Origin of the sequence: Methanobacterium subterraneum, assembly GCF_002813695.1 — an archaeon.
GTDB classification, from domain to species: Archaea; Methanobacteriota; Methanobacteria; order Methanobacteriales; family Methanobacteriaceae; genus Methanobacterium; species Methanobacterium subterraneum.
Genome location: NZ_CP017768.1, coordinates 1,636,965 through 1,652,500, shown reverse-complemented (window position 1 = coordinate 1,652,500; position 15,536 = coordinate 1,636,965). Strand labels below are relative to the sequence as shown.

Sequence of the window (15,536 nt, the reverse complement as noted above, 5' to 3'; positions counted from 1 at the left end):
GTGCCGGTACTGGTGAGGTTGGTCATTATATCCAGGGCTGCGGTCTGACCCGCAGGTAGTGATGGAATGGTCCAAGTCATTGTTGCTGGATCAAAGGAAGCATCATTCAAGTTCCAATACCAGTCATTAATATCCCATTTAACCCACCATTCGTCCGCGAAGCTGAGGCCTGAACCAAAAATATCCGATATAACCACGTTAGTGGCAGTGTCAGGTCCATTGTTGGTTACAAGTATCCGTGTGGAGATAACATCCCAGTAATTGGCACTGGTAATCTCATAATCTCCTTCATAGTCGTAGAATGATTTTTCAACAGCGATATCAGCAGCGGAGGGAACAGTTATGATGGTGTTGTCCTGGGACCATGGTTCGGGGTCATAGGTGGTTTGTGCTGTTACATTTGCCCAGTTGGTGAAAGTTCCAGTGCTGGTGGCATTCACAAATAGGGTTAAGATTGCTGTTGTGCCATTGGCTAGATTTCCTATGTTCCAGATGCCTGAATTGTAGCTTCCGAAACCATGGGTATCTGCAGAAATTAGTGTCAAACCATTTGGTAAGATGTCGGTGATTTCAAGACCTTCCACATCGTCAGGCCCTTCATTACGTGCGGTGATGGTAAATGTAACCCCATCCCAGTAATTCGGTGTATAGTTATCAGCTGTTTTAGTGATGTTCACATGTCCACTGGGATTGATGGTGATGGTTGCGGTTCTGTTTTCGTTATCGATTGTTGCATTTGCTTGTTGAACTCCAACGGCATTTGCAGTGAATATAATGCTAGCAGTACCATTGATAAATCCGGTTTGTGATCCCAGAGTTCCCAGGGGTCCGTCAATTAAACTGAAGGTAACGGGAACACCATCTGGTATATGGCCAAGATTAGGGTCTAATGGGCTGGAAGAACTACCATCAGTGCTGTAGTTGTTTAAACTCACCGTGATTAAACTGGTCTGGGTGTTGTTGATGGTCTCTGGAGTGGCATTGATGGTCATGAAAAGCCATGGTGAGTAATCCACTAGTCCAAATATCTGGCCAGATGGATCGGCATTGGAACTCCACCAGTTACCAGTGGCATTTACATTTCCACCATAATTGAAAATTGCACTACCGGTAGTTGCCATGTTTCCAACAATTCGGTTGAAATGGGCTGTTAAATTAAGAATGCCTGATAACCGGGTTATGGTTATGGCACCACCATTTATGGCCGTGTTGTTGATGAAGTTGCTGTTAGTCACATTACAAGTAATGAAATTCACCTGGGTATTCGCATAACTGTAAATAGCACCTCCAACATCTGCATGGTTATTAATGAAGTTACAATCTGTAATGGTAGATTTAACTGAACTATAACTTGCAAAATTCGCTACAGCACCCCCACCACCAATTCCCGCAGTGTTATTAGTGAAGGTACAGTTAGCAATCTCACTAATAATATCACCTCCGAAGGCAGCATTGTAGAAAGTGGCATGGATATCTGCAGTGTTATTATTGAAGGTACAGTTAATCACCGTACTGATTACATAATTACCAGCAACATCACAATAGTTCAAAACTGCAGCACCACTTCTAGCTGCATGGTTATACTCGAAGGTACAATTGGTCAGATTAACGATAATAGTGCCATACTCTGCTGAATTACGAATAGCACCACCACCATAACTCATTACCAGATTAGATGTTTCCTTGTTATGGGTGAATGTGCAGTTCTCCACAGTCAAATTACCATTATTGTTAATGGCCCCGAATGTTCCTGCAGTGGCATTGGTTATAGTAAGACTTTGCAGGGTGACATTGACACCTGCGGTTATGTTGAATATCCAGTTAGTGCCGGTTCCGTTTAGTATGGTTCCGGTCTCGCTCAGGCCCTGTATGGTCATGTTCCGGTCAATGGTGATGTTGGTGTTGCCGGTTCCTGAGTAAACCCCATCGGCAATAGTCACTACTCCGTTAGAGTTTACGGTTCCTGTTGCATTTTGGATGGTTAATTTAGCAGTACTCCATGAATAACCATCATTGGTATCCAGTCCAGATGAACCATTCACAAAAATAGCTTCATCTGCAGCAGAAACAGTACCAGCAAAAAATATCACGGATAAGGTTATGAGCAGTAAAGGAATCAAATATCTGAATGTAATCGCTTGCTTTTTTATCGTTTCACCTCCCTTATGCTTGATAAACAGATTACACAGATATTATAGCATATCTATTGATATAAAGTATTCACTTAACAAAATAATAGAAAGGTTTATATTCAATTTTCATAATGTAAGTGGATATTGTTGAGAATTAATAATTATTTTCCAATATAAAATTAAATACCTGAATTTTTTATTTTAAAAAAAATGGTTTAGATAAAAATTTTAGATAAAAATCAGGATTTGCAGTTTTATCCTAATTAAAAGATGTCTGTTAATTTATGCAGTTGCAAAATGAACTTCATTAGAGGATAAGTTGGTTTTATTGGCTATTTGACTGTTTAATGATCTTGGGATATCATTCTGGTGAACTGAAACTGAGAAATGGGCTTCCAATTTTATTATTCTTTCTCCAATACCAATATTAATATCCAACCCTATGGGTTGAATGAGTGAAGATTTAGAAACTTGAAGGTGTCGGGAAGCATTTAAAAGCTCCAATGCTACAGGAGCATCGTTTTCATCAAAATCTAAAATAATATCATCATCAAGGCGTACTGACCTTTTGTAATTGTAATCCTTTTTAATGTATAACAGCAAAGAATCTGCCTGGTAATCGTAGTCCTGTTCCATGAGGAACTGCTTTTCTAAACTTTTTTTGGTCATGATTCACCTTAATTATTCTATTATGATAGTTACAACTTTAATAATTTCTTTTCATGATCTACCGGTAAGATAACAATGATAATATCTTCTTTAATAGATTTATTTGGATTCCACATGTTAGTATTACTTTTTAAACCCATATTTAATAAATAAATAAATGGTTTATTGCCTGTTTTTCCAGACTAAATAGCAACTTTTAAGATAAACTCTGATAAAGTGATTATCAATATTGTCTATCAGGGGAAACTATGAGCAACAACTTCCAAGAAAAAGTAACATTCATATGGGATTTAGCAGACCTATTACGGGGAGCATACAAGCGAAACGAATACCAGAAAGTTATTCTTCCTTTTACTGTTCTTAAAAGATTTGACAGTGTGCTGGAATATTCTAAAAAGGATGTTCTTGACAATTACAATAATTATAAGGATACCATTGGTAATCTGGAACCCATCCTCAGTAGAGCTGCAGTGGATAAGGATGGTAATGAATTAGGGTTTTACAATTATTCTAAATATGATTTCAAATCCCTTATTCAGGATCCGGATCATATTGAAGAGAACCTGATGCATTATCTGGACAGTTTCAGCCCCAACATTCAGGACATATTTGAAAACTTCTACATTAAAAACCATATCAGCCGCCTGTCCAAGGCCAACCTGTTATTTTTACTCATTAAGAAATTCTCAGAATCCCGGGTGGATTTACATCCGGACAAGGTTTCCAACCATGAGATGGGAACCATATTCGAGGAATTAATACGGAAATTCTCAGAACAATCCAATGAAGAGGCAGGGGAGCACTTCACACCACGGGATGTGGTTAAGTTAATGACCAGTCTTATTTTCATTGAGAATGGTATTCATCTCAATGACCCTAACCTGATTATAAAAATATATGACCCGGCCTGTGGAACCGGGGGAATGCTCACCAGTTGTGAGAATTTCATAAGGGAATTTAACACCACAGCAGACGTGGTTTTATACGGTCAGGAAATCAATCAGGAGATTTATGCTATCTGCAAGGCGGACATGCTCATTAAGGGAGAAATCTCTGATAACATCAAGGGACCCTCCAGTACCTTATCTGAGGACCAGCTTCCAGATGACAGATTCGACTTCATGATCTCCAATCCACCCTATGGCCGTAAATGGGAACAGGATAAAGAAGCCGTGGTAAAAGAAGCTGAACAGGGATTCGAGGGGAGATTCGGAGCAGGGCTGCCCAGAATTAACGATGGCCAACTGTTATTTCTGGAACACATGCTTTCCAAGATGAAGAAGGATGAAAAATCCAGGATAGCAGTGATCACCAATGGTTCACCACTTTTCACGGGAGACGCAGGATCTGGAGAGAGCAACATCCGGAAATGGATTATTGAAAACGATTACCTGGAAGCCATAATAGGACTTCCAGACCAGTTATTCTACAACACTGGTATCAGGACTTACATCTGGGTCTTGACCAACCAGAAACCAGAAGAACGGAAAGGTAAAATCCAGCTGGTGGATGCCTCCAAGAAGTACATAAAAATGCGGAAGAGCCTGGGAAACAAGAGACACCAGCTCAGTGATGATGATATTGAAAATATTTTAGATCTTTATTGTAAATTTGATGAGAATGATGTGATTAAAGTCTTTGATAAGGAGGACTTCGGCTACACTAAGGTTACTGTGGAAAGACCATTGCAGTTGAACTTTGAGGTAACTGAAGAAAGACTGGAGAATCTTCACGCTGTCAATGCCTTTAGCAAGTTAGCAGTGAGCAAGAGTAAAGATCCTGAGACCAAACTCCTGGAAGAAAATGAGGGAAAACAGGTGCAGGATGAGATCACTCAAGCCCTCCAAAGAATTGACAAACCATACCAGAACTGGGATGAATTCGAAAAAAGAGTAAAAAAAGCCCTGAAACAATTCCAACTCTCACCAGCGTTTATAAAAAATATTATAATGGCTTTATCCGAGCATGATGATACTGCAGATTATGTGACTGATGCTAAAGGAAATAATAAGCCCGATGGAAAGCTCAGGGACACAGAAAAAATTCCTCTAAAGAAAGATATTGATGAATATTTCCAGAGGGAAGTCCTGCCTTACTATCCTGATGCATGGATGGACCGTAAGAAGGACAAGATAGGTTATGAGATAAACTTCACCCAGTACTTCTACCAGTACCAACCGCCGAGATCCTTAGAAGAGATTGAAAATGATATAAAAAAGGTTACAGCAGAAATCCAGGAACTCATTAAGGAGGACTTGGATGAAACTTAATCCCAACCTTTTTAGAAAAAAGGTTGATCAAAAAGGGGGATTTTAATTGAATCTCAAACATTATCCTGAGTATAAGGATTCTGGAGTGGAATGGATTGGTGAGATTCCAAAAGAATGGAATTGTAGTAAAATTAAACACATAACTGATGTAAAGATAAGCAATGTTGATAAAAAGAGCAAACCATCCGAAGCAGATGTTTTACTTTGCAATTATACTGATGTTTACAATAATGAATTCATTATTCAAAATTTAGACTTCATGAAAGCAACAGCAAGTTTTGAGCAAATTAATAAGCTTTCATTACATAAAGGTGACGTAATAATAACCAAAGACTCTGAAACAGCTGATGATATAGCAGTTCCTGCTTTAGTCACAGAGGATTTAGATAATGTTGTTTGTGGTTATCATTTGGCATTAATCAGACCAAATGATGAAATGCAAGGAGATTATTTGTTTAGACTTCTTGAAAGTAAACAAATTAATGATCAGTTTGTTATTTCTGCTAATGGAGTTACAAGATTTGGAATTAGTACTTATCCAATAAAAAACTCTTATTTAATGGTTCCTTCCCTAGAAGAACAGGAAAAAATATCAACATTTCTAGATAAAAAAACCTCAGAAATCGATTTAACAATTGAAAAAGAGACTCGTCTTATTGAACTTCTCAAGGAAAAAAGAACTGCCCTGATAAATCATGTGGTGACCAAGGGCCTGGACCCCACGGTGAAGATGAAGGATTCAGGGGTGGAATGGATCGGCGAGATACCTGAAGATTGGGAAATATCAAAAATAAAACATGTTTCATTAAGAATATTAACCGGTAAAACGCCACCATCAGAGCGAGAAGAGTATTATGATAAAGAAGAATTGAATTGGTTTACTCCGGGGGATTTAGGCAATAATTTAGTTTTAACAAATTCTTCTAAAAGAATCAGCAAATCAGCTATAATAGATAATAAAGTTGTAAAATACAAACCATTTAGTATTTTATTAGTAGGAATTGGGGCTACTTTAGGTAAAGTAGGGTTAAGTATTGATGAAGGTACTTCTAATCAACAAATCAATGCCATAGAATTTTATCAAGATAAAATAATGTCTAAATATGGTTTATATTATTTATATGGGATGAAAAATTTAATTATTAGTCTATCAAATTCATCAACCATAGGAATATTCAATCAAACCCAAACTGGGAATTTTATAATATTAAAACCTCCTATCAATGAACAAAAACGAATTATTGGTAAACTTGATGAAGAAACTATGAAAATTGACTTTACAATCAAAAAAATACAACAAAAAATTAAACTCCTCGAAGAATACAAAAAATCCCTCATTCATCACGTGGTTACAGGTAAGGTGGATGTTCGGGAGGTGGCAGTGTGAGTACAGACACCACTGAAAAACAATTCCAGAACGATATTATCAATCATCTGGAAAGTACGGGTTATGTTCGTCGAAATAGTATCCGGAATTATAATAAGGCAACCTGTTTAGACCCTGAGTTAACTCTCCAGTTTGTTATGAGTACTCAGCCTGATGAATGGGACAAGTTTAAACGGGTGTATGGTGAGAAAGCCGAAGAGAAGTTCTTCTACCGTCTGGTTAACGAGATTGATAATAAAGGCACCATCCATGTTCTCAGGAATGGATTCCGGGATGCAGGTGCCTATTTTGACATTTTTTATCCTCAACCCAATAATAACCGGAACCCGGACCTTTTTGATAAGTTTTCTTCTAATATTTTCTCAGTTATTGATGAACTGGAGTATCAGGACCGTGAAAGTGGTAACCGCATCGATCTGGTGATTTTCATTAATGGTCTTCCTATTTTGACCATTGAATTGAAGGATAGTTTCAGTCAGGGTGTGGAAAATGCCATGAAACAGTACAAGGAGGATCGTGATCCTCGTGAGAAGTTATTCCAACGCTGCCTGGTTCATTTTGCCATGAGTGACCAGAAGATCTACATGGCCACTAAACTGGCAGGATCCCAAACCCGGTTTTTACCCTTCAACAAGGGACTGGAAAACCCGGAAGTCCGCAGAGACTACAAAACCTGCTACCTCTACAACGACATCCTGCAGGTGAACAAACTCTCCAAACTCATATCCAACTTCATCTACATAGAAACAGATGAAAAAACCAAGAAAGAAACTCCTATTTTCCCCAGGTATCATCAGCTGGACTGTGTGAACCTGCTACTGGCAGACTGCAAGCCTGGGAAGAATTATCTCATAGAACACAGCGCTGGTAGTGGTAAGAGTAAGACTATTGCCTGGCTGGCCCATGGACTCATCAAGAAGTTCAACCCCTGCGATGAACGAGTCTACGATATGGTCATTGTGGTTTCAGACCGGAAAGTGATTGATAAACAATTACAGGAACAGGTTAAAGCCATTGAAAAGAGGAGAGGAACTGTTGAAGTTATTGATAAGGATTCCAAACAGTTAGGTGAAGCCCTCCAGACCGGGAGCAACATCGTGGTTACCACCCTCCACAAATTCCCCTTCATTCTGGAGGAAGTGCGGGACATGGAGCTCCGGAACTATGCAGTTATAATTGATGAAGCACACAGCAGCCAGACTGGGACCCTATCAAGGAAGATGAAACAGATACTCACCACCAACAGCCTGGAAGAAGCTGAACTCCTGGACGATGTGGATGATGATGTGGAGGAAGAACTTTTAAGGGAAATTGAATCCTTCCGTAACCTGCAAAATATCAGCTTCTTTGCCTTCACCGCCACACCCAAGGGTAAAACCCTGGAAATGTTCGGAACCATGAACAAATATGGTGAATTCTGGCCATTTCACAAGTACACCATGGAACAGGCCATAAAAGAAGGTTTCATACTGGATGTTTTAAAGTATTATTTAACTTATCAGACCTATTTCAATCTGGTTAAGACCATTGAGGATGATCCTGAGTTTGAGGAGAGGAAGGCCAAAAGGGTTCTCAGGAAATTCGTGGAGGAACATCGCCATGCCATCCGCCTTAAAACAGAGATCATGGTTGACCACTTCATGAACTCCACCCGAAACAAGATCAAAGGCCAAGCACGGGCCATGCTGGTCACCAGATCCAGATTACATGCAGTACTCTATAAACAGGAATTTGATAAGTACATCAAAAAAAGTGGTTATCCCATCAAGACCCTGGTGGCATTCACCGGTGAGGTTAAGCATGATGAGAAAAGTTACACTGAAAACTCCATGAACGACCTTCCCAAGAACAAAACCATTGAAAACGCCTTTGTGGAGGACCCTTACCGGATTTTAATCGTGGCCAACAAATATCAAACCGGATTTGACCAGCCACTCCTGCACACCATGTACGTGGATAAATCATTAAACGGTGTAGCCGCAGTTCAAACCCTAAGCAGAGTAAACAGGATCGCTGATAAAAAGAGTGACACACTCATCCTGGACTTTGCCAATGAAACAGATACCATTTTAAAATCATTTGAACCATACTACAAGGCCACCTACCTCGAAGAAGGTACGGATCCACATAAGCTGTATGAATTGCAGGATAAACTCCTTGATTATCGGATATTTGACATGGGTGAAGTTGATGAATTTGTCAATGCCTATATGAAGGGTTCCCAGCAGCCAGAACTTCATTACATTTTGGATCAGGTTAAAAAGGAATTTATCGTGCTGGAAGATGAAAGTCAGGTTGGTTTTAAGAAGGCTCTGCGCAGATACCAGAATATTTATTCGTTTTTATCCCAGTTAATGCCCTTCAGTGATGTGAACCTGGAAAAACTCTTTATCTTTAACAAATACTTGATTAAGAAGCTTCCAACCATTAATGGTCCTTTACCTTTCAGTGTTCTTGAGGATGTGGATATGGATTCATACAAGGTAGTGGATAAAGGTGAAGCATATTTTGATTTGAATGGTGGTGAAGGATTAAAACCACCTTCTAGTGGAGATACAGGTTTCAGAGAAGAGGAAAAGGCCAGGTTATCACAGATTATTCATGATCTTAACGATGCATTTGGCACTGACTTCACAGATGATGACCGTGTCTTCCTTGAAAGAGTGAAGGACAATCTCCTGGGGAATGAAGAATTGGTTAAGAAGATGGAGCACAATTCTCCGGAGAATGTGCGGGCAGTTTTTGATAAATATTTCAACCAGGAAATGACTGGACTTTTGAAAAGTAATATGGATTTCTATAAGCGCGTTGTGGATAATGAGAAATTGAGGGATAAATTGAAGGTTGCTTTGTTTGATTTGCTTTATGAGGGCTTTGAGAAAAAATGAAGTTCTATGATGTTAGGTACGTGGATTGACTAAAGTAAAACGGGGGAGATTTGAATGGCATATTTAATGAGAACATCTTCAAGTTTTTTAGGGGAGAATATTGATTTTGAAAGAGAGTCTTATCTAGAAGGTTTTATTTTTGGCAATCCTTTGGTTTTAGCTGTTTCTCAAGATTCTCCAGAAGGATTGGTGCCAGTTTACATTATTGGAAGACAAGACATGCTTAGACTCAAGCTTAGGTCTGGGATAACTGATCTAACATGTTTGATCTGGGATCCAAACATTAATAAATATGAAATCTGGATTTTTGAATTAAAAGTCTATTCAAACAGTACAGATAATGTTAAACAGCTTACAAGTTATATTGATGCTGTTGAAAAAGATATAAACAATGAGTATAGGGCTGATCTAATTCAAAGGGCAAAAAACATGGTTGGTGAGAAATTCATCAATCCTAAAGCTAAAATTAGAGGTGCACTATGTGCTCAATCATTTTCTGATGAGGTGCTTCATGATATTCTGGAAGAAAACTCAAATCGGAACGAAGAAGAAAAAATAGTGGCTGTTAAAATTTTTAGATTTCCAGCAGATAACGAAAATTTTATTTTTGTGGAAAGAATAGTTGGTGAAGAAAAATCTACTACGGGTGGCCCTAGAAATTACTACGCAGATATTCCCCATTGGGAACTTCCTAAACTTGAAAAAGAACTATATAAATTGCTTAAAAATAGGAAAATAAACAATCCGGGAAGATTCGAACAATTAAAAGTGTTTTTACAATTTTTCGTTGATGATCCTTCCTGCAGAGTTTCTCAACAAGAATTAAGAGAAAAATGGGAAGAAAAGGGGTTACCTGGGAAAGATCAGGGCATGTCAGTGTCACAATTTTTAGGTTATAAAAACAGTGGTTCACTTAGACAAATGTTAACATGGACTTTCACAGCTTATATGGACATTAAAGAGGATTATCGGTTGAGAGATTCAAAATATTCGGAAATAATAAGTAAAATACTGAATAAACTTTAAAAAGAGGGGCACAATGATTTTATTGATAAATCAAGAGAAAGAGTTAGAAAAACTAATTGATAAAGCCAAGTTCTCTGAAATGGGTGTTTGGGAAAGGACACATATGGAAGAATGGATTGCCAAGCATCCAGAGATCCTTGGAGAGGAACTACTTACAATTACCACAGAATATGCCGATTATGATAAAACAAGTAAAAGATTAGATATACTTGCCATTGATAGGGAAGGTAAATTAGTAATCATTGAATTAAAGCGTGATACTGCTGAAAAATTTGTTGATTTACAAGCGATTCACTACGCCGCATTCTTTTCTACCCACACATTTGAGGATGTGGTAGATATTCGGGCAGAATTTACCAACAAATCACAAGAAGAAGCAGACATTGAAATTAGGGAATTCATTACAAATGATGAGTTTCAGGATTTAGATGATCAACCTCGAATAATTTTAGTAGCAAACGAATTCAAAGAGGAAACTTTAGCAGCTGTCCTTTGGCTAAGAGATGTAGGTGTTGACATAACATGTGTGAAATTTGAGGCTTATGAAGTAGACGAAAAGATAGTAGTTACACCCAATATTATTGTACCTTTACCCGAAGCTAAACAATTCATGATTTATCGAGAGAAAAAATCCAAACAATCTTCCGAAAAAAGAAGCACCGAAGATTATCATCTCAGAACAGTTCCAGATGATATTAAAGATTTATATGCCAAAATTAGCCAAAATGTTTTAAATTTAGATAATAAAATCAGAGTAAAACCTAAAAAATGGTATATAGCATTTGTATCCAGTGTTTCAAATGCAAATTTCATTTATGCAGAAATATATCAAAAAGACATTAAAATTGTACTCAATTTAAAGAAAGGAGAGCTGAATGATCCAGAATGCATTGCAGAAGATGTCTCAGAAAAAGGCCACCGTGGAAATGGAGATTATAGAATCACTATAAGTCCCGATCATGATCTGAATTACTTTATGACTTTAATTAAACAAGCATACGAGAAATATTCTTAATCAAATTTCTATGAATTGAAAACCACTTAATATGACAGCTGATCTTGTGGTAATTTGTGGATGTGTAGATGGTTTAATGCCTTATAGGGAAACTGGCCTTTCGGGTGAAGATCTAAAACGGTTTGTAGAAGAACAAAGAAGATTGTTTTATGTGGGTATAACACGAACTAGGAAACATTTTACTGCTTTCTAGCTTTTTAAAACTACCGGCTCCACTTTCTTATACAATGGGAATTAAATCCAAATTTGTAAGGGGACAAGCAGAAACAATTGTATCTCATTTCATTCAAGAATTAGGCCCCACATTACCCAAGCGTTATTTGGAAATGAAATATTTAGATGATGTTTACTTTATCTGGTTAATTTTCGTTAAAATAGGGGTTTATCAAACCTCTTTAAATAAAGAAAACATTACCAAAGGAATAAAAATTACTTTACCATCTCTTTATTTTACTTGTTTTATTTGAGATTACAATTCCATATTCAGATTTATATCTGGTAATTGTTCTGGTAATTTGGGTTTTAGTCTTCTCTCCAAAACTTACTTCAACAGGTATTATGCCATCTACCATCTGAAGTAAAAAATCAACACTGTTTTTGGTTCATCAATTTTTGACTGTCCCCTATTTTAAAACCATATAACTTTAAAAAAAAGTCCAACCTTCCTTTTTAATTAATTCTAAAAAAGTAACGTGCTCAACATCATAGTCATCACATATATCTGGAATATAATATGTTTTCTCCTGTAACTGTTTCCTTGTTTCATGGGAAATAACCGTGTATCCATTTTCAATGGCAATAGCAATTACTCATGGATCAGCCCAATCAACTTTCGGTGTCTTTTTAGGCCTAAAATCTGGAAAATTAGTTAACATTTCAGTAACAATACGTGGAGTTTCACCAGTTGGACTGCAGAAAAAGTCTTTTTCCTTACACCATGTAAATAAGTCATCACCACCCACTTCCAACTCATCCCGGACGTGGTACGGGGATGTTAACTGGTCTGCACTGATCAGATCATTAATATTATTCCAAACACCAAAAGTCTCAGGAGGATAATCTTTCCAGCCATCAATTAAGGCACTGGTGTCAATACAATAAACCACCAAGATTAACTCTCCATTTTGGCGATATGTTCCAGTTTGATATTTCCCATGTAACTAGAAAGATCGAGTCTGTTAATCAATTTATTGTGATATGCTTGCAAGACTAATCCTGTGTAATAATCACCATTCCAGCTTTTCACTTTGATATAATAAGGAATTTTGTGTTCTCCATCTTCATCGGATTCACTGGCCCATGTTTCTTTAATCTGTTTATAAATATTCCAAGTTGATTTTCCTAATTTAACCAGGGATATCAGAATTACTTCTCTACTGACTCCAAATTTGTTTCCAAGTGATCTTAAATCCTCATCTTCCCAGTACAAACCTTCATGATTTCTAACCTCATCCATTTCCAGTAATTTAGAAGGAGGAACTAAGAATTTGGCAGCAACTTCATCGCAAAATCTTTCAATCTTTTTATGGCGATCATTCAGGTCACAGACACCACTCGTGCCTGTAATTATATGAGCTAATTCATGAAATATTGAAAAATTCCGGGCTCTGGGATCGTCTCCAGTATTTATTCCAATAACAGGCAGAGGCCGCTGGTCAATGGCATATGCTCTAATTTCCTGGGGAGATATTCCAGTAAATTGGAAGATTAAAATACCTTTGGATTCTAAAATAGTTTTCCAATTATTCAAAGCGGTGTATTTGTCCTTTTTCCATTTTAATTGTTCTTCAATGGTTACGTCTAAATATTCACGTATCTTAAATGCTATGTCTTCAGGATCATCATCAAGAGAACATTCTAAATCAAATTCAGGAAGAGGAATATCTAACTTTTGTGTTAGTTCTAGTGCAATCTCTCTTCTTTCTTGAGCATCTTTAATTTCAAATATTATTTCGGGAAAATTTTCTATATTCCTATCAGGCATGGTACGGTAATCAGAAGGTAAAGGTTCATCTTCAGGAACTTCCTCAGCAAAGAAAAACGCACTGGGGTAATGGTAGATCTTACTCAATTTACTGAGCTGTTTAAAGGTAGGCACATCCTCTCCATTTTCCCAGGAAGTTATAACTTCAGTTTTCTTATCCATCTTTTTGGCGACTTCACTGGCACTGTATCCTGCATTTTTTCGTGCCCACTGCAGAATGTTGTGATTAGTGCCTGTAGCCTTAGGAGTTCGCATAAAAATACCTCATTTATCTTTATAATATTATATGGGGTCTGTTAGTAAATATTAATTTGTATTGTATAAGTAATTAGATTTTATGTTTTTAAAAAGAAGATGGGGAACTGGAACTCAAATTAGATCGGGATTAGATCCATATGGACCCCGGCTATGTGAAAACTACATGACGGAAACTGTTCATCTGGGTCCTGTGGGTTCACAAATTAAAAGAATCTTACTCAGCATGTAACATAGAATAAACAAGATGTCCGACAATTCAACAATAGTTTCCATCCTTGTTTTATTGGAAATCCCTCCGCAACTATTAATCGTAACAATATTAAGAAATGAAGAGCATAGTATATAGTATAAAGATAAATTTAGGGAGATAAAATAATGGACAACAACCAAAAAAACTTTGTTTTGTATATATTGGGAGTAATAGGACTTTTAATTTTGCTTGGAGGAATATTTGGTCTTTATGATTGGAAATATGGTGTAGTTATAGCTTTAGTAATCTGGATAATAGGCGGTGCTTACCGAACGTACTTTGGTGTCCCCTCTAACAGATAGAAATCTAAAATTTTAAATCTATTCTATCCCTTTTTTTTACAAGTAAAAACTAGCAGTAACCCCTGCATTTTACAGTCACATTATTTTCCCTATCCTTTTGATCTAAGTTATTCAAAATAGTTTTTAGAATCATTCTAATAATGAATTTATCATAGCTTTGATAAATTTAGGGTCAGTTTACTTACTATTAAATCTATATTGGCTAATTGTTCTTCCTGCCCATTTTTTGGGTTTAAATGTGTCTTAAAAATATCTTCATCAATATAATAAAAGGATTGGGGAGGTACAAAATTGGGAATTAAATCTTTAAGTTCAACTGGACTTTCAAAAACTTCTAAATCCATAATTTCTATTGCAAACCCCGTTTCTCGATCTTGGAAATAGTTAAAAAATTCATCCTGTTCTATGCCTGCAAAGTTACTCAAATTTTGCCATAATGTTTGGGGATGGTCTTCTATTATTTCACCTATGGTAAATTTACCAATTAATTTTTTAATGGGGTTGGTTGAATAGATATAAGCTGTTGAAACATCATGTCGCTTAAATATTGATTTCCTGAACTCATATCTTTTGTTTTCATTCAGGATCTCACCGACATATTTTGGTTTAATCGAAAGTAAAACGGCCATTAATATCACTTAACGCTTTTATCATGCTATATTTATCTGTTATACATTTGTCATGATATAAATTTTAATCATTATATGTGTTGGATTGGTCAAACTAATCTAAACCAGAAACCATACAAAAAACTGCATAACTAACTGTTCTGTGATTAATTTTGGTATCAAAATTTTTCTTATTCATAGATTTAAAGCCCTAGTGTCCTTATTTTTTTCTCTGATTTTGAATATTGGAAATCCTCATTAACTATAAAAACAGTTATGAAATATATAATATTACTTTTATTTGGATTTGTATATTATAAATTGTAAAACTGCAATAGGTATATTGTAATTTTGCAATACAGTTTATGGTACTAAATAGATGTAATTGGTTCCATGAAAATAATACTATAAAAATTATCACGGCATTTAGAGAACGGGCTGCCAAAAAAACAAGCATTAAGGATGTATCACCGGATTGCAGTTATAGGTCCTGATTTTTATTTTACTTTCCCTGGTCTGTTCTTGGCGGTGATGGTTTAAAACTTAATTTCTGCATATCCTCATGAGGAGTAATGTTATCCTGATTGGGGGTGTATTTCACCTTCGACCTGTACAATTATTGGGGCGATTAAACTATTTTTGTTTTTATTATTAAGAATGTCACAAAACAATTAACGCTTTTGTAACTACTATAACCTAAAAATTAATAGTAACTATTTAATTTTATATTACTTCTCAAATGTTCTA

11 protein-coding genes and 1 pseudogene (1 of these 12 only partly in view) are annotated in these 15,536 nt (G+C 36.6%); 7 read left to right on the top strand and 5 right to left on the bottom strand.

Annotated features, from left to right (window positions below; all coding sequences use genetic code 11):
- Positions 1 to 2,120: the 5' portion of a DUF11 domain-containing protein gene (locus tag BK009_RS07975; RefSeq protein WP_100909352.1), read on the bottom strand. 1,303 nt of this gene lie to the left of the window's left edge; 2,120 of the gene's 3,423 nt are visible here — the first part of the coding sequence; its start codon is at positions 2,118 to 2,120; the stop codon falls past the left edge of the window.
- Between the two features lie 294 nt (positions 2,121 to 2,414).
- Positions 2,415 to 2,801, bottom strand: a complete 387-nt coding sequence (locus BK009_RS07970; protein WP_100907060.1) for a DUF2283 domain-containing protein — start codon at positions 2,799 to 2,801, stop codon at positions 2,415 to 2,417.
- A gap of 248 nt (positions 2,802 to 3,049) precedes the next feature.
- Here BK009_RS07970 and BK009_RS07965 point away from each other — a divergent pair, with 248 nt between their 5' ends.
- The 6 genes from BK009_RS07965 to BK009_RS12870 are packed head-to-tail and all read left to right on the top strand — an operon-like array spanning position 3,050 to position 11,580.
- Complete coding sequence (locus BK009_RS07965) at positions 3,050 to 5,071, top strand: type I restriction-modification system subunit M (protein WP_100909351.1); 2,022 nt, start codon at positions 3,050 to 3,052, stop codon at positions 5,069 to 5,071.
- A gap of 46 nt (positions 5,072 to 5,117) precedes the next feature.
- Positions 5,118 to 6,458 (top strand): restriction endonuclease subunit S, encoded by a 1,341-nt coding sequence (locus tag BK009_RS07960; protein ID WP_100909350.1) that lies wholly within the window; start codon positions 5,118 to 5,120, stop codon positions 6,456 to 6,458.
- Entirely contained in the window at positions 6,455 to 9,346 is a 2,892-nt protein-coding gene (locus tag BK009_RS07955; protein WP_100909349.1) for a type I restriction endonuclease subunit R, read from the top strand. Before BK009_RS07960 ends, BK009_RS07955 begins: the two co-directional genes overlap by 4 nt.
- A gap of 54 nt (positions 9,347 to 9,400) precedes the next feature.
- The gene (locus BK009_RS07950; protein WP_100907054.1) at positions 9,401 to 10,372 is read left to right on the top strand and encodes a hypothetical protein; all 972 of its coding nucleotides are present in this window, start codon (positions 9,401 to 9,403) and stop codon (positions 10,370 to 10,372) included.
- A gap of 13 nt (positions 10,373 to 10,385) precedes the next feature.
- Positions 10,386 to 11,387 carry an endonuclease NucS domain-containing protein gene (locus BK009_RS07945; protein ID WP_100907053.1) on the top strand — a complete coding sequence of 334 codons (1,002 nt, stop codon included), beginning with the start codon at positions 10,386 to 10,388 and terminating at the stop codon, positions 11,385 to 11,387.
- 31 nt (positions 11,388 to 11,418) lie between these two features.
- The gene (locus BK009_RS12870) at positions 11,419 to 11,580 is read left to right on the top strand and encodes a 3'-5' exonuclease (protein ID WP_198517200.1); all 162 of its coding nucleotides are present in this window, start codon (positions 11,419 to 11,421) and stop codon (positions 11,578 to 11,580) included.
- A gap of 451 nt (positions 11,581 to 12,031) precedes the next feature.
- Here BK009_RS12870 and BK009_RS12675 read toward each other — a convergent pair.
- A pseudogene (locus BK009_RS12675) lies at positions 12,032 to 12,493 on the bottom strand (DUF4411 family protein).
- Between the two features lie 5 nt (positions 12,494 to 12,498).
- Complete coding sequence (locus tag BK009_RS07930) at positions 12,499 to 13,626, bottom strand: XRE family transcriptional regulator (protein ID WP_100907051.1); 1,128 nt, start codon at positions 13,624 to 13,626, stop codon at positions 12,499 to 12,501.
- 378 nt (positions 13,627 to 14,004) lie between these two features.
- On the opposite strand from BK009_RS07930, the gene BK009_RS12500 reads away from it, so the two are divergent.
- Positions 14,005 to 14,181, top strand: coding sequence for a hypothetical protein (locus BK009_RS12500; RefSeq protein WP_169032827.1), 177 nt, complete (start codon positions 14,005 to 14,007; stop codon positions 14,179 to 14,181).
- A 149-nt stretch (positions 14,182 to 14,330) separates the two neighbouring features.
- Here the strand turns inward: BK009_RS12500 and BK009_RS07925 are convergent, their stop codons facing one another.
- Complete coding sequence (locus BK009_RS07925; RefSeq protein ID WP_198517198.1) at positions 14,331 to 14,810, bottom strand: hypothetical protein; 480 nt, start codon at positions 14,808 to 14,810, stop codon at positions 14,331 to 14,333.
- Positions 14,811 to 15,536 lie beyond the last annotated feature (726 nt).